23 protein-coding genes are annotated in these 26,476 nt (G+C 70.5%); 18 read left to right on the plus strand and 5 right to left on the minus strand.

Features of this window, described 5'->3' with window-relative positions; genetic code table 11:
• Positions 1-40: 40 nt before the first annotated feature.
• Positions 41-1,393, plus strand: coding sequence for a hypothetical protein (locus STRVI_RS07755; protein ID WP_014055081.1), 1,353 nt, complete (start codon positions 41-43; stop codon positions 1,391-1,393).
• Between the two features lie 19 nt (positions 1,394-1,412).
• Here STRVI_RS07755 and STRVI_RS07760 read toward each other — a convergent pair whose 3' ends face one another.
• Entirely contained in the window at positions 1,413-2,090 is a 678-nt protein-coding gene (locus tag STRVI_RS07760) for an N-acetylmuramoyl-L-alanine amidase (RefSeq protein ID WP_043235542.1), read from the minus strand.
• Between the two features lie 218 nt (positions 2,091-2,308).
• Between STRVI_RS07760 and STRVI_RS07765 the strand changes: the two genes are divergently transcribed.
• From STRVI_RS07765 to STRVI_RS07775, 3 genes are all read left to right on the plus strand, one after another.
• Positions 2,309-3,220 carry a TIGR03619 family F420-dependent LLM class oxidoreductase gene (locus tag STRVI_RS07765; RefSeq protein WP_014055083.1) on the plus strand — a complete coding sequence of 304 codons (912 nt, stop codon included), beginning with the start codon at positions 2,309-2,311 and terminating at the stop codon, positions 3,218-3,220.
• A 71-nt stretch (positions 3,221-3,291) separates the two neighbouring features.
• The gene (gene mnmA / locus STRVI_RS07770) at positions 3,292-4,443 is read left to right on the plus strand and encodes a tRNA 2-thiouridine(34) synthase MnmA (RefSeq protein WP_014055084.1); all 1,152 of its coding nucleotides are present in this window, start codon (positions 3,292-3,294) and stop codon (positions 4,441-4,443) included.
• Positions 4,444-4,595: 152 nt separating this feature from the next.
• Positions 4,596-6,329, plus strand: a complete 1,734-nt coding sequence (locus STRVI_RS07775; RefSeq protein WP_106685635.1) for a glycine/sarcosine N-methyltransferase — start codon at positions 4,596-4,598, stop codon at positions 6,327-6,329.
• A gap of 86 nt (positions 6,330-6,415) precedes the next feature.
• Here the strand turns inward: STRVI_RS07775 and STRVI_RS07780 are convergent, their stop codons facing one another.
• Complete coding sequence (locus STRVI_RS07780) at positions 6,416-7,459, minus strand: MerR family transcriptional regulator (RefSeq protein WP_014055086.1); 1,044 nt, start codon at positions 7,457-7,459, stop codon at positions 6,416-6,418.
• Positions 7,460-7,557: 98 nt separating this feature from the next.
• Here STRVI_RS07780 and STRVI_RS07785 point away from each other — a divergent pair, with 98 nt between their 5' ends.
• From STRVI_RS07785 to tgmC, 5 genes are all read left to right on the plus strand, one after another.
• Complete coding sequence (locus tag STRVI_RS07785; protein WP_014055087.1) at positions 7,558-8,793, plus strand: glycosyltransferase; 1,236 nt, start codon at positions 7,558-7,560, stop codon at positions 8,791-8,793.
• A gap of 418 nt (positions 8,794-9,211) precedes the next feature.
• Positions 9,212-9,739: a TIGR00730 family Rossman fold protein gene (locus STRVI_RS07790; RefSeq protein WP_014055088.1), complete on the plus strand. Its 528-nt coding sequence runs from the start codon at positions 9,212-9,214 to the stop codon at positions 9,737-9,739.
• A 349-nt stretch (positions 9,740-10,088) separates the two neighbouring features.
• Positions 10,089-10,301, plus strand: coding sequence for a putative ATP-grasp-modified RiPP (locus tag STRVI_RS07795; protein ID WP_050993905.1), 213 nt, complete (start codon positions 10,089-10,091; stop codon positions 10,299-10,301).
• Entirely contained in the window at positions 10,298-11,269 is a 972-nt protein-coding gene (tgmB, locus tag STRVI_RS47565) for an ATP-grasp ribosomal peptide maturase (RefSeq protein ID WP_014055090.1), read from the plus strand. Before STRVI_RS07795 ends, tgmB begins: the two co-directional genes overlap by 4 nt.
• Positions 11,259-12,395 carry an ATP-grasp peptide maturase system methyltransferase gene (gene tgmC / locus STRVI_RS07805; RefSeq protein ID WP_014055091.1) on the plus strand — a complete coding sequence of 379 codons (1,137 nt, stop codon included), beginning with the start codon at positions 11,259-11,261 and terminating at the stop codon, positions 12,393-12,395. The genes tgmB and tgmC overlap by 11 nt, the downstream gene beginning before the upstream one ends.
• A gap of 27 nt (positions 12,396-12,422) precedes the next feature.
• On the opposite strand, the gene STRVI_RS07810 is transcribed toward tgmC, so the two are convergent.
• Together STRVI_RS07810 and STRVI_RS07815 are read right to left on the minus strand one after the other, a co-directional pair.
• Positions 12,423-12,620, minus strand: coding sequence for a DUF397 domain-containing protein (locus STRVI_RS07810; RefSeq protein ID WP_014055092.1), 198 nt, complete (start codon positions 12,618-12,620; stop codon positions 12,423-12,425).
• A 12-nt stretch (positions 12,621-12,632) separates the two neighbouring features.
• Entirely contained in the window at positions 12,633-13,487 is an 855-nt protein-coding gene (locus tag STRVI_RS07815; RefSeq protein ID WP_043235545.1) for a helix-turn-helix domain-containing protein, read from the minus strand.
• Positions 13,488-13,710: 223 nt separating this feature from the next.
• Here STRVI_RS07815 and STRVI_RS07820 point away from each other — a divergent pair, with 223 nt between their 5' ends.
• From STRVI_RS07820 to gatB, 9 genes are all read left to right on the plus strand, one after another.
• Entirely contained in the window at positions 13,711-14,187 is a 477-nt protein-coding gene (locus STRVI_RS07820) for an ATP-binding protein (RefSeq protein ID WP_014055094.1), read from the plus strand.
• 166 nt (positions 14,188-14,353) lie between these two features.
• Positions 14,354-15,043 carry an SDR family oxidoreductase gene (locus STRVI_RS07825; RefSeq protein WP_014055095.1) on the plus strand — a complete coding sequence of 230 codons (690 nt, stop codon included), beginning with the start codon at positions 14,354-14,356 and terminating at the stop codon, positions 15,041-15,043.
• Positions 15,044-15,330: 287 nt separating this feature from the next.
• Positions 15,331-16,284, plus strand: a complete 954-nt coding sequence (locus STRVI_RS07830; protein ID WP_086019675.1) for a methionine synthase — start codon at positions 15,331-15,333, stop codon at positions 16,282-16,284.
• A 15-nt stretch (positions 16,285-16,299) separates the two neighbouring features.
• On the plus strand, positions 16,300-18,498 hold the full coding sequence (ligA, locus tag STRVI_RS07835) for an NAD-dependent DNA ligase LigA (RefSeq protein ID WP_014055097.1): 2,199 nt from the start codon (positions 16,300-16,302) through the stop codon (positions 18,496-18,498).
• Positions 18,499-18,789: 291 nt separating this feature from the next.
• The gene (locus tag STRVI_RS07840; protein WP_014055098.1) at positions 18,790-20,898 is read left to right on the plus strand and encodes a putative bifunctional diguanylate cyclase/phosphodiesterase; all 2,109 of its coding nucleotides are present in this window, start codon (positions 18,790-18,792) and stop codon (positions 20,896-20,898) included.
• A 215-nt stretch (positions 20,899-21,113) separates the two neighbouring features.
• Positions 21,114-21,410: an Asp-tRNA(Asn)/Glu-tRNA(Gln) amidotransferase subunit GatC gene (gene gatC / locus STRVI_RS07845; RefSeq protein ID WP_014055099.1), complete on the plus strand. Its 297-nt coding sequence runs from the start codon at positions 21,114-21,116 to the stop codon at positions 21,408-21,410.
• A 5-nt stretch (positions 21,411-21,415) separates the two neighbouring features.
• Entirely contained in the window at positions 21,416-22,909 is a 1,494-nt protein-coding gene (gene gatA / locus STRVI_RS07850) for an Asp-tRNA(Asn)/Glu-tRNA(Gln) amidotransferase subunit GatA (RefSeq protein WP_014055100.1), read from the plus strand.
• A gap of 88 nt (positions 22,910-22,997) precedes the next feature.
• Positions 22,998-23,237 carry a hypothetical protein gene (locus STRVI_RS07855; protein ID WP_014055101.1) on the plus strand — a complete coding sequence of 80 codons (240 nt, stop codon included), beginning with the start codon at positions 22,998-23,000 and terminating at the stop codon, positions 23,235-23,237.
• Positions 23,238-23,252: 15 nt separating this feature from the next.
• Positions 23,253-24,758, plus strand: coding sequence for an Asp-tRNA(Asn)/Glu-tRNA(Gln) amidotransferase subunit GatB (gatB, locus tag STRVI_RS07860; protein ID WP_014055102.1), 1,506 nt, complete (start codon positions 23,253-23,255; stop codon positions 24,756-24,758).
• Positions 24,759-24,978: 220 nt separating this feature from the next.
• Here the strand turns inward: gatB and STRVI_RS07865 are convergent, their stop codons facing one another.
• Entirely contained in the window at positions 24,979-26,469 is a 1,491-nt protein-coding gene (locus STRVI_RS07865) for a M81 family metallopeptidase (RefSeq protein ID WP_014055103.1), read from the minus strand.
• Positions 26,470-26,476: the final 7 nt, after the last annotated feature.

Below are 26,476 nucleotides of genomic sequence, written 5' to 3' on the forward strand. Positions count from 1 at the left end.
AAATGCGCGGGCTCCTAAACGGGGAAAACGGGAGACATCGATGTCGCAGCGTTCGGGCCGATTGGCCATGGCGGCCCTGGTGGCGGGCGGTCTCGTGCTGCTTTCCGCATGTGGGGACAGTGGGGACGGGGGGAAGGACGGCGGATCGTCCTCCCAGGGCGCCCAGGCGAAGACGCTGGGCAAGGTCAGCATGCCGAAAGTCACCAAGGACACCAATGCCATGGGTATGTGGGTGACCGGCAAGAATTTCGCGAAGGGTGATATCGACAAGATCGTCGGATATTCCCCGGACGGTGCCAAAACCCAGTGGACGATAGAACTCGACGGGGAAATCTGCTGGGCGTCGCCGCACACCACCGAGGACGGCCGCACCGCGGTGCTCTTCAAGGACGGCAAGGGCAGCGACGCGCAATGCACCCAGGTCGGTCTGGTCGACCTGAACAAGGGTCAACTGGTCTGGCAGAAGGAGGGGACCGACACCGAGGGCAACGACGGCGTCGACTTCGACGAGGTCACGATCAGCGGGAACACCATCGCCGCCGGAGGCACCAGCGGCGGCGGTGCCTGGTCGCTCGACGGCCAGCCCCTGTGGAAGCCGGAGTACGTCGCGGACTGTGACGACGACGGCTACGCGGGCGGCGACGGCAAGCTCATCGCACTGCACGGGTGCAGCGGCGCGGACTCCAGCACCGAGAAGCTGGAGATCCAGACCGTGGATCCGACCACGCGGAAGGTGCTGTCGTCCTACAAGCTCGACGGAGAATTCGAGCGCGCACACGTCCTGTCCACCGCGCCCCTCGTCGTGGCCGCCGACACCGGCGACTCCGACGGCGGCTCGGGGGTCACCGACATCCTGACCATCGACGACAGCGGCAAGCAGGGCAAGCTGGTCAACTCGATCGACGTCCTGGCCAAGGGGTTCAAGCCCGACTGCCCTGCCGTCAACGTGGAGGGCTGCAAGGACCTGGCCCTCGACAAGAAGAGCAGCACCGTCTACCTCTCCTCCGAGGTGGACGTGGACGACGGCGGCCCCGGCGAGAAGATCACCGGCGTGAACTTCGAGACCGGCAAGGAGACCGGCCGGACGAAGATGGCCGAGAGCAGGTCGCTGATTCCCATCAGCACCGAGAAGGACGGCTCGCTGCTCGCTTACCAGGGCAGCATGTACAGCGAGGCCGGCGGGGTCGTGCGCGTCGACCCCAAGACCTTCGAGATGGAGACGCTGCAGACCCATCCGGACGACATGAAGGACGTGGAGTCCGGCATGGACACCTACGGGGACTGCACCATGATCTACACCGGCAAGAAGCTCTACATCGGCGACAACCAGGCGAGCAGGCCCACCAGCGGCGACGGTGCGGGCCGTCCGCTCGCCGTCGTCTTCGGCGCCTGAGCCGCCCTTCGCGGGCCTCTCAGGTCGGCTTCCGCGCCACGCGCACCGCTCGCACCAGCCGTATATAGCGATCCCAGTCCCAGTGGCGGCCTGGATCGGTGTGATCGGTGCCCGGCACCTCCACATGGCCGACGATGTGCTCACGGTCCCGCGGTATGCCGTACCGCTCGCAGATCGACGCGGTCAGCCGTGCGGAGGCGCGGTACATCGGGTCCGTGAAGGAGCTCGGCTTGCTCACGAACCCCTCGTGCTCGATGCCGATGCTGCGCTCGTTGTACGGGCGGTTGCCCGCGTGGAACGCCACATCCAGCTCCCGCACCATCTGGGCGATATGCCCGTCGCGGCGCACCACATAGTGCGCCGCGGCGCGGTGTCCGGGGTCCCGGAAGACCCGTACCGCGTCGTCGTAGCTGCCCTGGACGACATGGATCACCACCCGGTCGATGGTGTAGTCGTCCGGCCGGTCGGCCCAGCGCCAGTTCGCCCCCGAGGCCGCGATCCACTCCGCGCCCGGCTGGTCGACCGCGCCCGCCTTGCGCGGCTTTTCGATCCCGGGCAGCCGCCACCACATCCGGGACAGCTCGTCCCGCGCGGCATAGCCCGCGACCCCGGCCGCGCCGAGCCCGGCCGCCGAGCCTCCGATCAGGAGGGTGCGCCTGCTGACGCGGCGTCCACCGCCGGTCGTGGTCTCGCTCACGGAACGCTCAACGCGCGGGGGCGGGCATCCGGTTCCGGCCGATGGGATCATGGCCAGAAGCCTTCGTTCCGGGCGACGGCCCTCTGGCCGTCCGGGTAGATGAAGGTTGAACTGTCTCTGAGTCGCTGTCGCTGTGTCCGGGGCTCCGTACCTCGGAATGTATCCACCGGAACGTATCCACCGGAATGTGTCCATCCGCTCGACGAGGAGCTGACGGTATGCGCATCGGATTCGCCCTTCCCCAGTTCGGCCCGCTGGCCCACCAGCCCGAGGACATCGCGCGGTTCGCGCGCCGGGCCGAGGAGCTCGGCGCTGACAGCCTGTGGGTCGGGGACCGCCTGCTCGCCCCGGTGGACCCGATCGTCGGCTACGCGGGCACCGATGTGATCCCGCCGGAATTCCGCGCCGCGCTGGATCCCTTCACCGTGCTGGCCACCGCCGCCGCGGCCACCGAGCGGGTCCAGCTCGGCACCGATGTCATCAACGCCCCCTGGTACCCGCCCGCGGTGCTCGGCCGCACCCTGACCACCATCGATGTGCTGAGCGCGGGCCGGCTGCTGGTCGGGCTGGGCACCGGCTGGTCCCCCGAGGAGTACGAGGCGGTCGACATCCCCATGGCCGAGCGCGGCCGGCGCCTCGACGAATGCCTCGACGCCCTGGACGCCTGGTGGACCCGGAACCCGGTCGAATACCGCGGGGACCACTGGACCGTGCCCGCCTCCTACGTCGACCTCAAACCGGCCTCCCGCCCCCATCCGCCCGTCTACCTCGCCGCCTTCGCGCCCGCGGCCATGCGCCGGGTGGCCCGGCGTGCCGACGGCTGGCTGCCCATCGTGGTCGTCCCGGCCGCGCCCGGCGCCCCCGACCCCATCGCCACCCTCGCCGAGGGGCTGGGCGGGGTGCGGGAAGCGGTCGAGCGGGAGGGCCGGGACCCGGCGGCGTTCGACGCGATCCTGCGCGTCAACCCCAGCGCCGGCGCCTCCGTGGACGACATCGCGACGACCCTGGTCCGGGCCGGGCGGGAGGCGGGCATCCAGCACGCCTTCGTCGATCTGCTCTACGTCGTGAAGGACACCGACCAGGCCCTGGACCTCGTCCAGCGGGTGCTGGAGCGGGCCCGCGCGAGCTGAGCGGGGGCGGTGGCCGGTCGCCACTCACCCATTTAGTCGTTGCATCTGGAGCGACCTATGCTGGTCGGGTTATGACTGACTTCCCCGGTGCGCCCACAGGTCCCCGCGACGGCCGTCGGCTGCGCGTCCTCGCCGCCATGTCCGGTGGTGTGGACTCCGCGGTCGCCGCCGCGCGGGCGGCCGAGGCGGGCCACGATGTGACCGGCGTCCATCTCGCGCTCTCCGCCAACCCGCAGTCGTTCCGCACCGGCGCCCGTGGCTGTTGCACCATCGAGGACTCGCGGGACGCCCGGCGCGCCGCCGATGTGATCGGCATCCCGTTCTATGTGTGGGACCTCGCCGAGCGCTTCCGTGAGGACGTGGTCGAGGACTTCATCGCCGAGTACGAGGCGGGCCGCACCCCCAATCCGTGTCTGCGCTGCAACGAGAAGATCAAGTTCGCCGCGCTGCTGGACAAGGCGCTCGCCCTCGGCTTCGACGCCGTCTGCACCGGTCACTACGCCACGATCGTGGAGCGCGCGGACGGCTCGCGCGAGCTGCACCGCGCCAGCGACATGGCCAAGGACCAGTCCTATGTGCTCGGCGTGCTCGACGAGCGCCAGCTCGCCCACGCGATGTTCCCCCTCGGCGACACCCTGACGACCAAGGGCGAGATCCGCGCGGAGGCCGAGCGGCGGGGCCTGGCCGTCGCCAAGAAGCCCGACAGCCATGACATCTGCTTCATCGCCGACGGCGACACCCAGGGCTTCCTGGCCGGGCATCTCGGTACGGCCGAGGGCGACATCGTCGACGAGGACGGGCGCAAGCTGGGCACCCACGAGGGCGCGTACGGCTTCACCATCGGCCAGCGCCGGGGGCTGCGCATCGGCCATCCGGCTCCCGACGGCAAGCCGCGCTATGTCCTGGACATCTCCCCGGTGGACAACACGGTCACGGTCGGCCCGGTCGAGGCCCTGGACGTGGCCGCCCTGACCGCCATCAAGCCGCGCTGGTGCGGAGCCCCTCCGGTGGGCCCCGGCAGCTACACCGCCCAGTTGCGCGCCCATGGCGGCGAGACCGAGGTGACGGCCGAGCCGATCGGGGTATCCGGGCTGCGGGTGACCTTCGCCGAGCCGGTGCGGGGCGTGGCCCCGGGGCAGGCGATCGTGCTCTACGACGACACCCGGGTCGTGGGCTCCGCCACCATCGCAACGACCGAGCGCGCCCAGGTGGTCGCCTCCTAGACGGGCCGCCGGGCTCCGGGGGATATCCGCTTTTGGCAAGAAAGAAGCCGAAAGTCAGGATGGGGCGGATTATCTCCGTTTGGCAGGTTCAGTTTTTTTTAAATTAACGTGCGTCCGGCCATTCCGGTGGCATGCGTCACCTGAATCTGGGAATGCGCCACGCGGACACGGGTGCCGTGGTCCGCTGTCTCAGCACCGGAGGTTCCGTTATTTCTGCGCAACCTGTACAGAAATTTGGCAACAATCCAGTTGATGTCAGGGACACCGATCACTACACAGAGGAGTACGTACCCAGCTTCGTCGAAAAATGGGACTCGCTGATCGACTGGGACCGAAGGTCGGAGAGCGAGGGTACGTTCTTCATCGACATGCTGCGCGAGCGCGGCGTCAAGAAGGTCCTCGACGTGGCCACGGGGACCGGCTTTCATTCCGTCCGGCTGCTCGAGGCCGGATTCGAGACCGTGAGCGCCGACGGCAGCGGCGAGATGCTCGCCCAGGCGTTCGCCAACGGGCTCAAGCACGGTGACCACATTCTCCGCGTCGTCCAGGCCGACTGGCGCTGGCTCAACCGCGACGCCCACGGCGAGTACGACGCCATCGTCTGCCTCGGGAACTCCTTCACACATCTGTTCTCCGAGCGCGACCGGCGCAAGGCACTCGCCGAGTTCTACGCCATGCTCAAGCACGACGGAATCCTGGTCCTGGACCAGCGCAACTACGACGCGATCCTCGATCGCGGGTACAGCAGCAAGCACGTCTACTACTACTGCGGGGAAGACGTCGCCGTCGAACCGGAGTACGTGGACGAGGGGCTGGTGCGCATGCGCTACAGCTTCCCCGACGAATCCGTCTACCACCTCAACATGTTTCCGCTGCGCAAGGACTACACGCGCAGGCTGATGCAGGAGGTCGGCTTCCAGCGGATCGAGACGTACGGCGACTTCCAGCACACCTACCGGACGGAGCGCCCCGACTTCTTCATCCACGTCGCGGAGAAGGAATACATCGCGGCGGACGAGCAGACCGGACCGGCCGCTCCGGCCACCGGCGACGGGGAGTACGCGGGAGCCGTCGGCACCGCCCGCGACTACTACAACTCCTCGGACGCCGACGCCTTCTACTGGCATGTCTGGGGCGGCGAGGACATCCACATCGGCATCTACGACCGGCCCGACGAGCCGATCGCCGAGGCCAGCAGGCGCACCGTGGCCCGGATGGCCGGGAAGCTCGACCTCACCGAGTCATCCGTCGTCCTCGACCTCGGGTCGGGCTTCGGCGGCTCCGCACGCTATCTGGCGGAGACGTACGGCTGCCGTGTCGTCGCGCTCAACCTCAGCGAGGTGGAGAACGAGCGCCATCGCGCGCTCAACGCCGAGCGGGGGCTGACCGAGGCCATCGAGGTGCTGGACGGCTCCTTCGAGCGGATCCCGCTGCCGGACAACAGCGTCGACGTCGTCTGGTCCCAGGACGCGTTCCTGCACAGCGGCAACCGCGCCCGCCCCCTGGAGGAGGCGGCCCGCGTCCTGCGCCCCGGCGGTCACCTCATCTTCACCGACCCCATGGCCGCCGACGGCTGCCCCGCTGAAACCCTCCGCCCCATCCTGGACCGCATCCATCTGGAGACCATGGGGTCGCCCGGGTTCTACCGCCATGAACTGGCGAGGCTCGGCTTCACCGCGGTCGGCGGCGGCTTCCAGGAGCACCGCGAGCAACTGATCACCCACTACGCCCGGGTGCTGGAAGAAACCCGCCGCCAGGAGGCCGACGGCCTGACGGAACACGTCAGCGCCGACTACCTCACCCATATGAAGAAGGGCCTCAGCAACTGGGTCGACGGCGGCACAAACCGCCATGTGACCTGGGGCATCTTCCACTTCACCCGCTGATCCCCGCCGGGTGGCCGGTGTGGCGGGCCCCGTCCCGCCACCGGCCACCCCCGGGCGCTCACCCGGCGTTCGCGGTCACTTCGCGGTCACTTCGCGGTCAGGGAGAGGCCCGCGACCTGCTCGTGCAGGGCGGCGAGCGGTGCCGCGAGGTGTCCCTGGCCGGAGGCCGCGGACGGTGGCGGGGTCTCGCCGGTGACGGCGAGGGCCTGTCGCCAGTAGCGCAGCGAGAACGAACCGGCGCGCCTCCCGCGGCGGAACAGGGCGCGCAGATGCGCGCGGAACGCCGGTGTGTCGTCGTGGCCGTCGACGCGGGCGTAGGCGCGCACGAAGTGGCCGAGCGCTTCGGCGCGCCGCTCCGGACACCCGGAGACCAGGGCCTCACCGGCCAGCGCGCAGGCGTCCAGGAGACCGGCGTAGAACGACGCGACGTCGCCCACCTGGTGGGGCTGCGGTTGCCGGCGCCGGTCGTCCGCGGTGGCCAGGGCGTGGAGTTCGGCGTAGGCCAGGACGGTCGCGGCGGTCGGGGCGGCCGGTGGCGCGGGCACCGCTCCGTCGATGACGGCCTGGGCCAGGCGGCGCGGCAGACCGGCCGGCAGCGCCCAATGCCAGTACCGCACCAGATGATCGTGGGCGTCGTCCGGGCTGCCCACCCCGGCGAGCAGGGTGAGGCGGCGCGGCCGTTCCGGCGCGGGGCAGTCGTCCAGCCCGCGGAGCACCTCCCGACGCCACGTCGCCTCACGCAACTGTTCCTGGACCGCGTCCAGTTCGCGGCTGACGAGTTCGCCCAGCGAGCGTTCCCCCGCCATGACCGCGCCGATCGCGGCGATGGGGGTGCCGAGCGCACGGAGGCGCTGGATCAGCCGGAGCCTGGGCAGCGCGTCAGCGGCGTATCTGCGGTGGCCGCCCGGGGTGCGCCCGCTCTCGGGCAGCAGCCCGATGTCCGAGTAGTAGCGGATGGTCTTCACCGGCAGTCCGGTGCGCGCGGCCAACTCGCCGATGCCTACGGTGCCCCCGCCCTGTGTGCTGCCCGTGTCCCCGCCCTGTGTGCTGCCGGTGTTCCCGCCCTGTGTGCCGCCCGAGTCCCCGCTCTGGGTGCTGCCCGTGTTCTCGCCCTGCGTGCCGCGCGTCACCGCCGCTTGAACCTCCCCCGCGCAGGAGCCCTTAGCGTCCGTCGCGAACGCCGTCGACCGAGTATGCGCCGGGCGGCACTCGCCGAGGAGGATCATCCATGCGGATTCTGATCGTGACCGCCGGTTCGCGAGGGGACGTCGCCCCGTACACGGGCCTGGGGCGGCGTCTGCTGGCGGCCGGTCACGAGGTGGCCGTGGCGGCCCATCCGCCCTTCGCCGGGCTCATCGGCGGATGCGGCCTGGACCACCGGCCGTTGCCGGGCGATCCGCGGGAGTTGATCCGCACCAGGGCCCGGGCCGCGTCGTGGGAGGAGACACGGGCGGCGATGGCGGCGTTCCTGGACCGGCTCGCCGACGGGGTGGTGGCGGCGGCGGACGGGGCCGACCTGGTGCTCACCGCGTTCGGCCCGGCGGCGCTCAGCCGGGCGGCCGGTGACGCGTACGGCATCCCCGTCATCGGCACCTATCTCGCACCGGCCTGTGCCACGCGGGAGTTCCCGCTGGCCGGCCCGACGGGCGGCGACGACCTGGGCCCGGACGGCAACCTGGCGGCGGGCCGGAGGCTGCTGGCCGATGCCGGAGCGCTCCAGGCGGGGGCCGTGGCGGGCCTGCGCAACCGCCTCGGGCTGCCGACCGCCGCCTCGCAGCAGACGGGAGCGGACATCCGGCCGGTCTTCCACGGCTTCAGCCCGCTGGTCGTACCGCGCCCGGCGGACTGGCCGCCCCAGGTCGAGGTGGCCGGCTACTGGTGGCCCGCCCGGCCCCGCGACTGGCGGCCCCCGGCCGAGCTCGTCGACTTCCTGCAGGCCGGTCCGCCGCCGGTGTTCATCGGGTTCGGCAGCATGGCGCCGGGCGAGGGGGAACGGCTGGGCGAGCTGGTGACGACGGCGGTGGCCCGGGCGGGGGTGCGCGCGGTGGTGCAGGCGGGGTGGGCCGGGCTGACCGCGGCCGGCGATGACGTCCTTACGGTCGGCGACGACATCCTTACGGTCGGCGACCTCCCGCATGACTGGCTGTTCCCGCACATGGCCGCCGTCGTCCACCACGCCGGAGCGGGCACCTCCGCGGCCGCACTACGTGCCGGGGTGCCCGCGGTGCCGGTGCCCGCCATGGCCGACCAGCCGTTCTGGGCGGCGCGGCTGCACCGGCTCGGAGTCGCCCCCCGGCCGCTGCCGCTCGACGCCCTGACCGCCGAATCCCTCGGCGCGGCGATCACGACCTGCCTGACCGACCCCGCCCTCGGCCGCCGGGCGGCCAACCTCGCCGACGCGATCGGCGCGGAGGACGGCGCGGCGGCGGTGCTCGCCCATATCGGCGCGGTGGGCAGGGGGTAAGGCCGGGCGCGGAGACAGGGCATCTATCCTCGGCGGCCCCGGCCCCTCCTGGGCCCGCACCACGACCCGGCGCGACTGCGCTGTCGCCACCGCACCAGGGGCGTCCGACGGATGGTGCCGCGGGCGGCGGCTGCTCCCCGCCCCGCTCCTTCCCACAGCATCGCCATGCGGCTCGCCGCGTGGCGGGCCTCCGCCCCTGGGCCCGGGGTCCAGGGGCGGAGCCCCTGGTTACGGGAAGGGACGGGGAGGAGAAAGCAATGAGCGGCCGACCGGATCGACCCTGTGCGGATTGGCCACCGGCGTGGGCGTGCCGCCCGCACCCAGCCGATGGCGACCGACCCTAGGGCCCCGCACGACGCGCTACGCGTGCTCCGCGCGGGGCGGTGGGGGTGTCCGCCCGGCTCGTAGAGTGGCGGGCATGAACATCTGCGTCTTCTGCTCCGCCGCCGACCTCGACGACCGCTACACCGCCCCCGCCCGCGAGTTCGCCGAGCTGATCGGCAAGGGAGGGCACACGCTGGTCTGGGGCGGGTCCGATGTCGGGCTGATGAAGGTGATGGCGGACGGGGTGCAGGAGCACGGGGGACGGCTGGTCGGGATCTCGGTCGAGTTCCTCGCCGCCAAGGCCCGGGAGGGCGCCGACGAGATGGTGATCGCCAAGGACCTCGCCGAGCGCAAGGCGCAGTTGCTGGCCCGCGCCGACGCGGTCGTGGTCATGGTCGGTGGCACCGGGACGCTGGACGAGGCGACCGAGATCCTGGAGCTGAAGAAGCACGGGCTGCACATCAAGCCGGTGGTGCTGCTCAACGCGGCGGGGTTCTACGACGGGCTGAAGCAGCAGTTCCAGCGGATGGAGGAGGAGGGGTTCCTGCCGATTCCGCTCAGCGAGCTCGTCTTCTTCGCGGAGAGCGGGGCCGAGGTCATGTCGTATCTGGAGTCCGTCTGACGCGGCACATGCATCCGCGGCATCGCACTCACCGCGCGACGCCCGGGTGCTGCCTGCGGGTATCTGGGGGTACCAGGGATGTCCGGCGCGTAGGCCGCCGCTACAGTCGGCCGCCCATCTGCGCATCTGGTCAGCACCTGCGGCGACCGACCGCCGACTCGAAGTCTGGCGAATGGGGCGTCGTAGCCACGCCACCCCTGGGGTGAGGTGGTCCTCCCAGCCGACACTATGGACCGACGGAATGCCCTCTACCGAAGCGCGCGAGCAAGGCGACACACTGGGCGCCGGAGATCAGTGGTGTCCGGAGGCAGATGTGAGCGTGGCAGCGGTGCCGTGGGGCCTGACGCGTATGAGGCCCTACCCCCAAGCAGTGGTCCTTCCTGCTGCGGAGGTCGTCCTCGACCCGGAGACGCAGACCGGTCGATGGGTCGGCTCGGACGGTCTGGGCATGCCCCTTACGGGCAAGCACAAGAGGTCCGAGACGAGCAAGGAAACCCAGACCAAGACAAGTCTGGACGGCAACCCGGATCAAGGCAGTGACCAGGAAGGCGACACGGATTGACCCTGGCCGCCCCCATCCTCGTTGTCTCACAGGTGGATGATGCAACCGCCGATTCCGTCATCGAGGAACTGAACCGGCGCCATGTCCCGGTCGTACGCCTGGACCCGGGCGGCTTCCCCACGGACCTCTGCGTCGCGGCCCGTCTGGACAATGACGGGTTGCGCGGGAACGCACGGACGCGAACCCGGGTCACCGACCTCGGCCGGGTTCGATCCGTGTACTGGCGCCGACCGCGCCCCTACGTAGGTCCGCCCGGGCTGGTAGACCAGGACGCCCGCTGGTGCCGGGAAGAGGCTCGCTACGGTCTCGGGGGCATCCTCGCTTCCCTCCCTGGCGCGTACTACGTGAACCACCCATGGCGGAACCGGGACGCGGAGCACAAGCCCGCCCAGCTCGCCACTGCGGCGCGTTGCGGCTTTGATATCCCGCCGACTCTCCTGACGAATGTCGAGACCGCCGTCAGGGAGTTCGCCCGCGAGCACGGCTCAGTCATCTACAAGCCACTGCGCAGCACGAACTACCAGGATGCCGACGGCCGGGCACTGACGGTATGGGTCGAGGAAGTCGATCCCGACGACCTGAACGCCGGCGTCGGCCAGACCATGCACCTGTTCCAAAAACGTGTGCAATCCGTCGCTGATCTACGGGTGACCGCCGTGGGCGAAAAGGTCTTCACGGTCCGGATCGAGGGTTCGCCCGGCCTGGACTGGCGACGCCACTACGACACTCTGTCGTATTCGCTCGTCGATACGCCGCCGGAAGTGGCCAAGAGCGTGCGCCAGTATCTGGACGTTTTCGGGCTCGTCTTCGGGGCCTTCGATTTCGGCGTGGGCCGGGATGGCCGAATCTGGCTGTACGAGTGCAACCCAAATGGTCAATATGCGTGGTTCCCTGAACCGATCAGCAGCAAGATCATCACTGCCGTCGCCGACCAGCTCCAGTACGCAGGAGAACACCGTGCCCGCTGACCCTGCCGCGCTCCGCCTTGCCCTGGCCGAGGGGATCAGCGCCGCCAATCCGACCCTTGACTCCGGTTGGAGCGACGCCGTCGCGGCTGTCCCCCGCGAGCTGTTCCTCGGCACCGCGGCCTTCCGTCCCACCGGCACCGGATGGGAACCCGTACACCGGGCCGAGGCCGGGGAGGACGAGTGGCTGCGGATGATCTACTCCGACCAGACGTGGGTCACCCAGGTCCAGGAGAAGGACGCCGCCGATGCCACGGGTCCCGTCTCCGGCAGCCCCACGTCCTCGGCAACGCTCCCTTCTCTGGTGGTACGCACTGCCCAGGTGGCGGAACTCCGCTCCGGTCAGAAGGTTCTCGAAGTGGGCACCGGCACCGGCTACTCCACCGCGGTCCTGTGCCACCGGCTCGGGGCCGGGAATGTCGTCAGCATCGAGTACGACTCCGTCCTGGCCGCAAGGGCCGCCGCGCACCTGGGCGAGGCCGGATATACGCCGACGCTCGCGGTCGGAGACGGCCTCAAAGGGTGCAAGGAACACGCCGACTATGACGCGATCGTCGCCACCTGCTCCGTACGGTCCATCCCGCACTCGTGGTTCTGGCAACTCAACGACGGCGGAACAATCACCACCACCATTTCCGGCTGGATGCTCGCCGCCGGAATGATCCGTCTCGCCCTCGACGACGAGGGAACCGCCCATGGTCGGTTCACCAGCGACACGATCACCTATATGTTGGCCCGCCCCCACGAGCGGCCCCCGTCCCCGTCCTTCTTCCGGCTGGACGGCGACAGCCGTCGTACACGCCTGGACCCCGGGCTCCTCGAGGACTGGGCAGGACGGTTCGTCGCCCAACTCGCGGCACCTTCTGCCGAGCTGATGACCACCGGCTCCGGCGTCATCCTCCGTGACGTAGCGACCGGCTCACAGGCGTGGACGGAACCCGAGGGCGAGGGGTGGACCGTGCACCAGCACGGGCCACTCCACCTCTGGGACCAAGTGGAACAGGCTCTTCTCCTGTGGCGGGACGCGGGAGCGCCGGACCTGACGGAGTTCGGGATGACCGCCACCCCCTTCGAGCAGACCGTATGGATCGGCTCGCCGAAGGGGCCGAATTGGCAGCTCCCCGTCTGAACCGTCGCACACTCCGACAGCAACGTGTCAGTTCGGCAACCGGTCAAAGTGCCCGTGTTTGACGCCGAAGATGAATGTGCGTAGCGCGACCCTGTCGGTATGGAGAACGGCGCTGGGTTCCACACTCTCCCGGATGGCTATGCCACTGCCGTCAGCGGCCAGCTCTATGCAGTTGTTGCCGCCGCCGCCACAGAAGGACGACCGCTGCCAGGTGTACTCGTGCACTGATAGCTCCTCTCACATCTCACGGGCGATGGAGCGGATGAGCTTCTGCGACTCGTCGGCGGGAAGCGCGGACCCCTCCATCAGGTCCAGCAGTGCACGATAGTTGGCGATTGGAGTGGGGGAGTCAACGAAGTGGGGGCCGTACGCCGAGTCCAGTTGAACCGTGTCGAGCTGAGGGACGGCCCCCTCTGCGTAGAGGACGGACTGCCCGGCGCCGTGAAAGCTGCCCGCGCTGAACGGAATGACCAGCAGTGTGATGTTGTCGCGGCTGGCGGAGTCGGCCAGGTACTCAAGCTGCGACCGAGCCACTTCTGGCCCGCCGAACTGCATGCGTAGCGCCGCCTCGTGGATGATGCCAACGTACGGGGTGGGATGCTCTCGGTCGAAGATGCCTTGACGGGCAAGACGGTGCGCGACGCGTAGCTCGATCTCCAGACGCGGCAGTTTGGGGACCACGAGATCGAAGAGTGCCCGTGCATGATCTTCGGTCTGCAACAGTCCCGGAAGGTGCACCGTCTGTGCCGTACGGATACGTGTGGCGTAGTGCTCGATCTCAGAGATGTCCAGGAAGCCGTCCGGTAGCTTTCCCTTGTATTCCTGCCACCAGTGGTCGTTCCGGCGGCTGCCTGTCATAGAGGCCAATGCCTCGACAAGTGCTTCATCCGCGCATCCGTAGTTGCAGGCCAGTTGGCGGACCCGTTCTTCGCTCAGTCTCGTCCGCGCCGCCTCCACGTTGGAGATCATTGTCCGGTCGGCGCCGAGCATGGCGGCGGCTTGTTGGATGGAGATCCCTGCCTGCTCCCGCATGCGTCGGAGTTCAGTCGCGAGGCGGCGCTGACCGCAAGTCGGAGCGCTTCTTGGTGACATGGGTCCTCTTTCTGTTACGCGGGGTCAGTCTGGCAGGGGCGCCAAGGGGAGGTCTAGTGAGTCAAGTGAAGATTCACTCATTCGTGTTTGGTGACTCATAAGTTACTCACGATGCTCTACGTTTGTGAGGCAAGCCACTCGTCTCTCGCTCCAACGAGCGGGAGGCGGCGACCACGAACACACCCTCGTACCGCGATCGAAAACCCCGCACCGGAGGCGCCGCGTGACCCCGTTTCCGCCACCCCTGCTGTTCACCGAGCCCTGGGAGTACGAACTCCGCTTCCCTCGCGATCCGCGCGGCCCGGGGATCGTCCGGGCCACCCTGCGCGCCGTGCTGACCGGACACGGCCTACGCGAACTCGTCGAGCGAGCCGCGCTGTTGACGTCCGAGCTGACCACCAACTCCGTCCGCTACTCCGACAACTACGCCTCTGTGCGCCTGCTCTGGTCGCACCCCGTCCTCCGGATCAGCGTCACGGACACCAACCCCGAACTGCCCGAGCCACTGAAGCCACTGGCAGAGTCGGTGTCGACCGAGTTGGAGAAGGGGCGTGGCCTGTTCATCCTCGACGTCCTCGCCGACCGCTGGGGCGGCTGTGCCATCGGAGAAGAGCCGTTCGGGCTCGGTGGCAAGACGCTGTGGTTCGAGTTGTCCTGGGGAGGGCCGCCGCCGACACCGGTTCCGGCCCTCGCCGCCTGATCCTGGAGAGCGCCGGACTCCCGCCCGCCGGAGCCATGGTCCCGTAACCGGACCCGTTACAGGATGGCAGCGCTCGGCGGGAAGTCCGCCCGGGTTTCGGGCATGGGATCGCGCCAAGCCGGGACCGTCGTCTGGGCGCGTCCATCGGTGAGGCAAGCTGGGGAGCATGGGAACGCATCTGATCACTGGGGCAGGCTCGGGCATCGGCGCGGCGGTCACCGAGCGGCTGGCCGAGCGCGGCGAGGAGCTGTGGCTGCTGGCGCGGGACGCCGGGCGGGCGAAGGAGCTGGCGGAGCGGTTCCCGGGGGTCCGGACGATCGTCGGCGACCTGGCGGACCCGGACCGGCTCTCCTGGGCGCTGGGCCACCAGACGCTGCCCGACCGGCTCGACTCGCTGCAGCACATCGCCGGGGTGGTCGACCTGGGCGAGGTCGGGGAGCTGACCCCGAAGGCATGGACCCGCCAGCTCGCCGCCAACCTCGTCGCGCCCGCCGAGCTGACCCGCCTGCTGCTCCCGCAACTGCGGCTGGCCCAGGGGCATGTCATCTTCGTCAACTCCGGCGCCGGGCTGCGCGCCAACGCCCAGTGGGGCGCGTACGCCGCCAGCAAGCACGGGCTCAAGGCGCTGGCCGACGCGCTGCGCTGGGAGGAGAGCGGCAACGGCCTCCGGGTGACCACGGTCTACCCGGGGCGCACGGCCACTCCGATGCAGGTGAAGGTGCACCAGCAGGAGGGCAAGGAGTACGACGCGGAGCGCTGGATGGAGCCCGGGACGGTGGCGACGACCATCCTGACCGCGCTCGATCTGCCGCGCGACGCCGAGATCACCGACCTCCAGATCCGCCCCCGCGGCTGAGCCGCCCTCGGCGCGGGGCGGTCACCTGCCCCTGCCGCTCTGCCCGCCGCCTGCCCGGCCGTGCACGGCCCATGCGGTTAGGGGGAAGTCGGCTGCGGTGCGGAGGCGCCCCGAAGGGGCGCGGGGAACTGCGCGACCAGCCACGACGGCGCCGCAGACGAACGACGGCAGCTCAGGGCACGTCCAGCGAAGGGCACACCCAGCGGAGCGCTTAGGCTTCGCGGGTGAGCGACAAGAGCACCAACACGCACTACTGGGGCCCGGGGGCCGCGAGCGGCGTCGGGTCGATGCCGGGCGACGACGCGCGGGAGGCAGTGAAGACCGTCACCGGGTCGCTGGAGGCCCTGCCGTATCTTCCGGAGCTGCCCGCGCGGGGGCCCGGCGCGGACATGATCGGGCGCACCGCCGGGATGCTGGTCGAGCTGTACGCGCATGTGGAGCCGAGCGGCTGGCGGATCAGCGACCGGCCCGGCCGGGAGACCCGGCGGGCCCGCGCCTGGATGGGCGAGGACCTCGACGCGCTGGAGGAGTTCACCCAGGGGTACCAGGGGGCGCTCAAGGTGTCGGCCGTGGGGCCCTGGACCCTGGCCGCCTCCCTCGAACTGCGCGGCGGTGAGGTCGCGCTGAGCGACCCGGGCGCCTGCCGCGATCTGACGGCCTCGCTCGCCGAAGGGTGCCGCGCCCATCTGGCGGAGGTGCGCCGTCGGGTGCCGGGCGCCGAGGTGGTGCTGCAGCTCGACGAGCCGTCGCTGACGTCGGTGCTGCGCGGGAGCGTCCGCAGCGCCAGCGGCTACCGCACCCACGCCGCCGTGGACCGGGGCGTGGTCGAGGGTGCGCTGCGGACTCTGGTGGAGGCGGCCGGCGGGCCGGTGGTGGTGCACTCGTGCGCGCCCGCCGTGCCGTTCGGGCTGCTGCGGCGCGCGGGAGTCGAGGGGATCTCCTTTCCCCTGTCGCTGCTCACGGAGAGTGAGGAGGAGGCGATCGGGGAGGCCGTGGAAGGCGGTACGGCGCTGCTCATCGGCGCGGTACCCGGCACCGACAGTCCATTGTCGGACCCTGCCGGTAGCGTCAGTGGTGTCAGGACGTTGTGGCGCAGGCTGGGGCTGTCACCGGAGACTCTCGCGGAATCCGTGGTGATCACCCCGTCGTGCGGGCTCGCGGGCGCCTCGCCCGGGTACGCCCGCGCCGCGCTGGCCCATTGCGTCCAGGCGGCGAGATCGCTCGCGGACAACCCTGAGTAACGGGAGGACGACACGGTGGCCGGCGAACAGCAGTCGAAGATCCCCGCCGAGGTGCGGGAGAGGCACGCCAGGCTCGCTGAGCAGATCGAGGAGCACCGCTTCCGGTACTACGTGAAGGACGCGCCCGTCGTCAGCGACGCGGAGTTCGACAAGCTCATGCGCGAGCTGGAGGCGCTGGAGGAGGAGACCCCCGCGCTCCGTACGCCCGACTCGCCGACCCAGAAGGTCGCGGGGGCGTACGAAACGGATTTCACCGAGGTCGAGCATCGCGAGCGGATGCTCAGCCTGGACAACGCGTTCGACGACGAGGAGCTGTCGACCTGGGCGGACCGCATCGCCAAGGAGCTGGGCAGCGGCGCGTACCACTTCCTGTGCGAGCTGAAGGTGGACGGCCTCGCGGTCAACCTCACCTATGAGAACGGGCGGCTGACCCGCGCCGCGACCCGTGGCGACGGCCGCACCGGCGAGGACATCACCCCCAATGTGCGCACGATCGCCAAGATCCCCAACCGGCTGACGGGCGACCGCGTCCCGGCGCTGGTGGAGGTGCGCGGCGAGGTCTTCCTGGCCCGTGAGCGGTTCGAGGAGCTGAACGCCGGGCTGGTGGAGGCGGGCAAGCCGCCGTTCGCCAACCCCCGGAACGCGGCGGCGGGTTCGCTGCGCCAGAAGGACCCGAAGGTCACCGCCTCTCGGCCGCTGGACATGGTGGTGCACGGCATCGGTGCGCGCGACGGCTTCGACATCGACCGGCTGTCGCAGGCGTACGAGCTGCTGCACGAGTGGGGGCTGCCCACCGCCGCCCACTTCAAAGTGGTGGACACGATCGAGGCCGTGCGCGAGTACATCGCGTATTACGGGGACAGCGAGCACCGGCACTCGGTGGAGCACGAGATCGACGGCGCGGTCGTCAAGCTGGACGAGATCCCGCTCCAGGGGCGGCTGGGCTCCACCTCGCGGGCGCCGCGCTGGGCGATCGCCTGGAAGTTCCCGCCCGAGGAGGTCAACACCAAGCTGGTCGACATCCGGGTGGGCGTGGGGCGCACCGGGCGGGTGACGCCTTATGCGGTGGTCGAGCCGATCACGGTCGCGGGTTCGGAGGTCGAATTCGCGACGCTGCACAACCAGGATGTCGTCAAGGCGAAAGGTGTGCTGATCGGTGACACCGTGGTGCTGCGCAAAGCGGGCGACGTCATTCCGGAAATCCTGGGCCCGGTCGTCGATCTGCGGGACGGCAGCGAGCGGGAATTCGTGATGCCGGCCACCTGCCCCGAGTGCGATACGCCGCTGCAGCCCGCCAAGGAGGGCGATGTCGATCTGCGGTGTCCCAACAGCCGGTCCTGCCCGGCGCAGCTCCGCGAGCGCATTTTCTATCTCGCCGGGCGGAAATCCCTGGACATCGAGAACCTCGGCTATGTCGCCGCCGCCGCCCTCACTCAGCCGCTGGAACCGACCGAGCCGCCGGTGAAGGACGAGGGTGATCTGTTCGATCTGAAGATCGAACAATTGCTGCCCATTCGGTCGTATGTACTGGACCCGGACAGCGGACTGCCCAAGCGCGATCCGGAGACCGGCGAGGCGAAGGTCGTCACCTTCTTCGCCACCCAGAAGGGCGAGGCGAAGAAGAACGCCCTGGCGATGCTGGCCAATATCGAGGCCGCCAAGGAGCGCCCGCTGGCCCGGATCATCACCGGCCTTTCGATCCGTCATGTCGGCCCCGTCGCCGCCACCGCACTGGCCCGTGAATTCCGCTCGCTGGACCGGATCGCCGAGGCGGACGAGGAGGAGCTGGCGGCCGTGGAGGGGGTCGGGTCGACCATCGCCGCCTCGGTCAAGGAGTGGTTCGCGGTCGACTGGCACCGCGAGATCCTCGAGAAATGGCGGCGGGCCGGGGTGCGGCTGGAGGAGGAGGGCGGCGAGGACGAGGGCCCCCGTCCGCTGGAGAGCCTCACCGTCGTCGTCACCGGAACGCTCCAGTCGTACACGCGAGATGGGGCCAAAGAGGCGCTGCAGAGCCGTGGTGCCAAAGTCACCGGATCGGTTTCGAAAAAGACCGATTTCGTGGTAGTCGGCGACAATCCGGGCTCGAAGTACGACAAAGCCATGCAGGTGAAGGTTCCCGTGCTCGATGAGGACGGATTTGGCGTCCTCCTCGAACAGGGACCGGACGCGGCGAGAGAGGTCGCGATGACGCCTCCGGAAGAGTCCGCGGAGTAGCACGGACGGCCCGTGCAGGGGCGGTTGGAGTAGCCGCTCCACCCATCCGGCGCAGTGGTCCGGCCATCTTGTCCGCCCGGAGGGTGCAAAGCTGGCCGGATTACGACTGGGAGCACTTCCCGGGTACAGCCGGCGGGCATCACCCTTAGAGCGCATAGCAGAAGGTCATGGATCGTCGGGCGGCATTCGGGGAACCGTCGCCGATCGCCACCCGTCTTCCCCTTCTGCCGCCTACTGTTGAGGTGTGCGCCCGCCGTGGCGCTGGCACCGCCGGCTGTGAGAGGGACGGGTATGAAACCGACCGAAAGCGCCGCCCCGGCGTCGCGGCTGCGCCGGGCCGTGCTGCCCGCGCTGCCGGCCGCGGCGGTCGCCATGGCGGCTTTCGCACTCGGCATCGGGGTATTCCGAGTGCTCGACGCGGGCAATGCGCTCTTTCCCGACGGCACCGTGGGCTGGTCGCTCGCCGTGCTCACCGGAATCATCGTCGGCCATCTGGTCGCCCTCGGGCGCGACCGCTGGTGGGGCGGCACCGGCTCCGGGGCCGCGTTAACCCTGGCCGCGCTGCTGCTCTACGGCTGGATTCCGGCCGTGCTGGTCAGCCTCGCCGTGGTCGTCCTGGTCGGCGCCGCCCGCCGGCACCGATGGCGGCAGGCAGCCCTGCACGGCGCGGTCGACATTCTCGGGGTCGGCGCGGCCGCCCTCACCCTCGCCGCCTTCGGCACCACCCCCTCGGTCGAACATCCCTGGCGCACCGACACCTGGGACGTCTCCGCCATCCCCCAGACGGCCCTGGCCGCCTTCGTCTATCTCGCCCTGACCCGCGCCCTGCTGTGGTGCTCCCTCGCCCCGCCCGGCGCCGGACTGCCCACCGTCGCCCGCACCGCCCTTTTCCGGCAGGCCCTCGTCGGCATCGCGCTGCTCGGCATCGCCCCCCTCATCGTGGTCGTCGCCGGGGACACCCCGCTGCTGCTCCCGCTGTTCGCGGTGCCGCTGGTCGCCCTGGACTCCACGCTGTGGATCGCCCGGGTCCGCGCCGAGGAGCAGTTGCGCGACCCGCTCACCGGGCTGCCCAACCGCCAGTGGCTGCTGGAGCGCACCTGGACCGCGCTGGACGAGTCCGAGCGGGCCGGCACCCGCACCGCGCTGGTCCTGCTGGACCTCGACCGCTTCCGTTCGGTCAACGACACCCTGGGCCATCTGGCCGGTGACCGGCTGCTGCTGCAGATCGCCGAGCGGCTGCGGCTCGCCCTGCCCCGCGGGGCGGAGGTGGCCCGGCTCGGCGGCGACGAGTTCGCGGTGCTGCTGCCCACCACCGACTCGCTCACCAGCGCCCAGCGCAGCGCCCGCGTCCTGGTCGGCGATCTCGGCTCCCCCCTCGACCTGGACGGACTGACCCTGGTGCTGGAGGCCAGCGCCGGGGTCGCCGTCTACCCCGACCACGCACTGGACGCCGAGGGGCTGCTGCGCCGCGCCGACGTCGCGATGTACCAGGCCAAGCGGGACCGCAGCGGAGTCGAGCTGTACGAGGCCCGCCGCGACGGCAACACCCCCGACCGGCTCGGTCTGCTCGGCGATCTGCGGCGCGCCCTGGACGCGGGCGACGTCGACCTGCACTATCAGCCCAAGGTCGGCTTCGACGGGCATGTGGCGGGCCTGGAGGCGCTGGTGCGCTGGGTCCACCCGGACCGGGGCAGGGTGCCGCCGGACGAGTTCATCTCCATGGCCGAAAGCTCCGGGCTGATGCCCCGGCTGACCGAGTACGTCCTGGAGACGGCGCTGGGCCAGGTCGCGCGCTGGCGCGCCGACGGCCTCGAGGTGCCGGTCGCGGTCAACGTCTCGCCGCGCGATGTCCACACCCCCGGCTTCGCCGGCGCGGTCGCTGGGCGGCTGGCCCGGCACGGCGTCCCGGCGGGCGCCCTTCAGTTGGAGATAACCGAGCATGTGCTGCTGGAGGACCCGCAGCGGGCCGCCGACACACTGGCCGGGCTCACCGGCCATGGCGTGAAGATGTCGCTCGACGACTTCGGGACGGGCTATTCCTCGCTGGTCCATCTGCGGCGGCTGCCGGTGAGCGAGCTCAAGATCGACCGTTCCTTCGTGGCCCGGCTGGCCGTCGACAACGAGGACGCCGAGATCGTCCGCTGTACGGTCGACCTCGCCCACTCGCTGGGCCTGCTCGTGGTGGCCGAGGGCGTCGAGGACGACGAGACCTGGGAGCGGCTGCGGGATCTGGGCTGCGACGCGGTGCAGGGCTGGCTGGTGGCCGCCGCGATGCCGCCGGAGGAGGCGACGGCGTGGCTGCGGGCGCGGGGCGAGGGTGGCTGGCACCGCGAGCCGGCGGAGCCGTCGGACCAGGCACAGGCTCCCGCGGAGGAGGACGCGGATCAGCCCGTGACGTGAGGGCGCCGCCCCCGGCGCCCCTGGGCGTTTTTTCGTCGTCGGCCGCGGGCCGGTGGGTGCGTTGTGCCCACCCGTTCCTCCCCCAGCCACCGCTGGGAGGTGCCCCCTCGCGGAGGGAGCCATGACGCGGGTGCACCAAAGCCTTTCGCGCGCCGTGTGTGGAGAGCCATAGGATTGGGGCCGAAACACTCCACACTCACTTTGAGGATCGCTGCATGCCTGGCATCACGCGCGAGGAGGTCGCCCACCTCGCCCGGCTGGCGCGTCTGGAGCTGAAGGCCGAAGAGCTCGACCACTTCGCCGGACAGCTCGACGACATCATCGGCGCGGTCGCCCGCGTCTCCGAGGTCGCCGACCAAGACGTACCGCCGACCTCTCACCCGCTGCCGCTGACCAACGTCATGCGCGCGGACGAGGTCCGTCCGTCCCTGACCCCGCAGCAGGCCCTGGCCTGCGCCCCGGCCCAGGAGCAGCAGCGTTTCAAGGTGCCGCAGATCCTGGGGGAGGAGTGACCACTGTGACCGACCTGACCAGGCTCACCGCGGCCGAGATCGCCGCCAGGATCGCCTCCGGCGAGGTCACCGCCGTCGAGGTGACCGAGGCGCATCTGGCCCGTATCGAGGCCGTGGACGAGAAGGTGCACGCCTTCCTGCACGTGGACCGTGAGGGGGCGCTCGCCCAGGCGCGCGCCGTCGACGAGAAGCGGGAGCGCGGCGAGGAGCTGGGCCCGCTGGCCGGTGTTCCGCTCGCGCTCAAGGACATCTTCACCACCAAGGGGATCCCGACCACGGTCGGTTCCAAGATCCTCGAAGGGTGGATCCCGCCGTACGACGCGACGGTGACCCAGCGGCTGCGGGACGCGGACGTGATCATCCTCGGCAAGACCAACATGGACGAGTTCGCCATGGGGTCCTCGACCGAGAACAGCGCGTTCGGTCCCACCGGCAACCCCTGGGACCTCACCCGTATCCCCGGCGGCTCCGGCGGCGGCTCCTCCGCCTCGCTGGCCTCCTTCCAGGCCCCGCTCGCCATCGGCACCGACACCGGCGGCTCGATCCGCCAGCCGGCCGCCGTCACCGGCACCGTGGGGGTCAAGCCGACGTACGGCGGGGTCTCCCGCTACGGCATGGTGGCCTTCTCCTCCTCGCTCGACCAGGGCGGCCCCTGCGCCCGCACCGTGCTGGACGCGGCGCTGCTGCACGAGGTCATCGCCGGGCACGACCCGATGGACTCGACCTCCATCGACGAGCCGGTCCCGGCCGTCGTCGAGGCCGCGCGCAACGGCAGCGTGCGGGGGATGCGCATCGGCGTCGTCAAGGAGTTCGCGGGCGAGGGCTACCAGGCCGGCGTCATGCAGCGCTTCAACGAGTCCGTGGAGCTGCTGCGGGAGCTGGGCGCCGAGATCGAGGAGATCTCCTGCCCGTCCTTCGACAAGGCGCTGGCCGCGTACTACCTGATCGCGCCGTCCGAGTGCTCGTCCAACCTGGCCCGCTTCGACGCCATGCGCTACGGCCTGCGGGTGGGCGACGACGGCACGAAGTCCGCGGAGGAGGTCACCGCGCTCACCCGCGCGGAGGGCTTCGGCGCGGAGGTCAAGCGGCGGGTCATGCTCGGCACCTACGCGCTCAGCTCCGGCTACTACGACGCGTACTACGGCTCCGCGCAGAAGGTCCGTACGCTGATCAAGCGTGACTTCGAGAAGGCGTTCGAGCGGGTCGACGTGCTGATCTCGCCGACCACCCCGACCACCGCCTTCCCGATCGGCGAGCGCGCCGACGACCCGATGGCGATGTATCTGGCCGACCTCTGCACGATTCCCACCAACCTCGCGGGGAACGCGGCCATGTCACTGCCCTGCGGTCTGGCGCCGGAGGACGGTCTGCCGGTCGGACTGCAGATCATCGCCCCCGCCATGGCCGACGACCGGCTCTACAAGGTCGGCGCCGCGGTCGAGGCCGCGCTCGCCGACAAGTGGGGCCACCCGCTGCTCGAGGAGGCACCGTCCCTGTGAGCGACGCACGCGCGGCCGCCGGGCCGCGGATGACGTTGACAGCCGCACCTCTGCGCCGCGTGGGCGGAGAAGCGAACGGAGAGACACTATGAGTGCGATCAAGAAGGCCAAGGGCTTCAAGAAGTCCCGGCCCGGCACCTACCTGTCCATCGCGGGCTCGCTGTTCGGAGCGGTCAGCGTGGCGAAGCAGGTCAAGAAGGCCCGCTTCGAGAACGACAAGCTGCAGCTGGCCGACGCGGTGGTCTCGGCCGCCGCCATCGTCACCGGCGTCGCCCTGCTCGTCCGCGAGCTCAAGCGCATGGGCGACGACGACGTCCTCGCGGACTGAGAGGTTAGTTTTTCCGTGACCGTCACTGAACTGGTGTCGTACGAGGACGCCCTGGCCGCCTACGACCCCGTGATGGGGCTCGAGGTGCATGTCGAGCTCGGCACCAAGACCAAGATGTTCTGCGGGTGCTCCACGGCGCTGGGCGCCGAGCCCAACACGCAGACCTGCCCCACCTGCCTCGGCATGCCCGGCTCGCTCCCGGTGGTCAACGCGACCGGTGTCGAGTCCGCCATCAAGATCGGGCTCGCACTCAACTGCGAGATCGCCGAATGGTGCCGCTTCGCCCGGAAGAACTACTTCTATCCGGACATGCCGAAGAACTTCCAGACGTCGCAGTACGACGAGCCGATCGCCTACAACGGCTATCTGGACGTCGACGTCGACGGGGAGGTCTTCCGCGTCGAGATCGAGCGCGCCCATATGGAAGAGGACACCGGCAAGTCCACCCATGTGGGTGGCGCGACCGGCCGTATCCAAGGCGCCCAGCACTCCCTGCTCGACTACAACCGGGCCGGTATCCCGCTGATCGAGATCGTCACCAAGCCGATCGTCGGCGCCGGGGAGAAGGCCCCGGAGATCGCCAAGGCGTATGTGACCGAGCTGCGCGAACTCATCAAGTCGCTCGGGGTCTCCGAGGCGCGGATGGAAATGGGCCAGATGCGCTGCGATGTGAACCTGTCGCTGCGCCCGCGGGGCGTCGAGAAGTTCGGCACCCGCTCCGAGACCAAGAACGTCAACTCGCTGCGATCGGTCGAGCGGGCCGTGCGCTTCGAGGTCCAGCGCCATGCCGCGGTGCTGGACGACGGTGGCACGATCATCCAGGAGACCCGTCACTTCCACGAGGAGGACGGCTCCACCACCTCCGGCCGGGTCAAGGAGGAGGCCGAGGACTACCGCTACTTCCCCGAGCCCGACCTGGTGCCGGTCGCCCCCACCCGTGCCTGGGTGGAGGAGCTGCGCGGCGGGCTTCCCGAGCTGCCGCGGGTGTACCGCAACCGGCTGCGCGAGGAGTGGGGCCTGTCCCGGCACGAGATGCAGTCGGTGCTCAACGCGGGCGCGATCGACCTGATCACCGCCACCATCGACGAGGGCGCCCCGGCCGACCAGGCCCGTAAGTGGTGGATGGGCGAGCTGGCCCGCCGCGCCAACGAGGACGGGGTGGAGCTCGCGGCGCTGCCGATCACTCCGTCGCAGGTCGCCCGGGTGTGCGCGCTGGTCAAGGAGGGTTCGCTCAACGACAAGCTGGCCCGCCAGACGATCGAGGGCGTCCTCGCGGGCGAGGGCGGCCCGGACGAGGTCGTCACCGAGCGCGGGCTGAAGGTCGTCTCGGACGAGGGTGCGCTCGGCACCGCCGTGGACGAGGCGATCGCGGCCAACGCGGCCATCGCCGACAAGATCCGCGGCGGCAAGGTCGCGGCGGCGGGTGCGCTGGTCGGCGCGGTCATGAAGGCCACGCGCGGCCAGGCGGACGCGGCGCGGGTGCGTGAGCTGATCCTGGAGAAGCTGGGCGTCGAGGGCTGACGTTCGTCCGTTGTGTCCATGACGGCGGCGGGGTGCGCGAGGGCGCACCCCGCCGCCGTCGTATGTGCCCCTCAGCGGATCGGTGGACGTCGGCTGCGGTTCGAAAGGCGCCCTGAAGGGGCGCGGGGCTGTGTCGATGTGCGGCTCCGCCGCGTGGGCGTGGCCGACCACGACGGCGCCGCAGACGATCGACGGCATCTCGAGGCACGTCCAGCGGAGCTCAGAGCAGTAGCGGCTCCAGATGCGGGACCTCGAACCCCTCGTCGTCGAACGGGTACAGCGGCCGCGCGAGGCGCCGATGGCCCAGGCGCGCAAGATCCTGGTCGACGCCGCCGGGGGTGAGCGCGAGCCGCCAGTCCGCCGCCAGGTCGTGCAGCTCGGGCTCCAGATAGCCGATCTTGACGACGACGAGGTCATGGTCGCGCGGGTCCAGCTCGCCGAAGTCGGCCAGCGTGTGGAACGGTTTGCGGCGGCTGACCAGGACCACCGTGACGCCCCCGTGCCGCACCGCCGCGAGATCCCCGCCGACGGGGTCGTCCCGGCGCAGGGCCACCACCTCGCCGGTCAGCTCGCAGGGCTCGGCGTGGTCCGCCGTCCCCTGGCTGATCCCGCCGCCGACGCGGAGCCGGACCGTCGCGCCCGGCCCGGCGGCGAAGCACTCCGCGACCGCCGCCGGATCGGTGATCCCGGGGTGCAGGGCGGTGGCGCGGCCGGTGGCCAGATCCTCGCTGGCCAGCAACCGGCCGAGCATATAGGCGAGGTCCCCGGCGCCTCCGGCCGTGGGATTGTCGCCGGAGTCGCTGATCAGGAAGGGGCGGGCGGAGGAGGCGACGGCCTCGGCGATGCACGCGTCGGCGCCGCCGGTGGGGCCGACGAAGGCGAAGTCGCGGCGCATATCCCAGTACTCGCGGGCCAGCGAGCGGGTCTGCTCGACCGCGAGCACGGGGTCGTCGCCGGTCACCACCACGGCCGCCCGGCAGCGCGGCTCGTCCGCCCAGGCGTAGCCCACCCAGATCGCCGCGTCCACGACACCGTCCATCGATTCCACGGCGGCCAGCCGCCCGTACAGCGATTTGGCGGGCTCCAGACGGGTGCTGGTGCGCTCACCGGGCAGCAGCACCGGGATCTGCACCCAGGCGAGATGCGGGCGGCCCCGGCCGCAGTCGAGGCGCTCCACCAGCTTGCGGGCGGCGCGCTCGCGGGTCTCCCAGGCGTCCTCGTGGGGGGCGAGGCGGTGGGCGGTGACCAGATCGAGCCGGCCGGCGAAGCGGCGGGAGACATTGCCGTGCGGATCCATGGCGGCGGAGATCAGCGCGCCGGGCCCGATCGCTTCCCGTACGGCCTCGGTGAGATCGCCCTCGGCGTCCTCCAGGCCCACCACGCTCATCGCGCCGTGGATGTCGTAGACCAGCCCGTCGAGCGGACCGGCCCGGCGCAGCCGCTCGATCAGCTCGCCCTTGATCCGGTCGTAGGTCTCGCGCTCGACCGGGCCGCCGGGGAGCGCGACGGCGTGGAGCAGGGGCACCCACTCGGCGCGGCCGGCCAGATCGCCGTCCGGCCGGGTCCAGGCATAGCGGTCCAGCAGCTCCGTGTCGCGGATGACGCGGAAGTCATCGTAGGCGGTGCGGTGCGGGCTGAAGGTGCTGGACTCGATGTGCATACCGCCGATGCCGATACGCGGGCGGCGGCCTCGGGACGCGGCAGGAGTCATGCTCTCC

The sequence above is a fragment of the Streptomyces violaceusniger Tu 4113 genome, from assembly GCF_000147815.2.
In the GTDB taxonomy this organism is placed as follows: Bacteria; Actinomycetota; Actinomycetes; order Streptomycetales; family Streptomycetaceae; genus Streptomyces; species Streptomyces violaceusniger_A.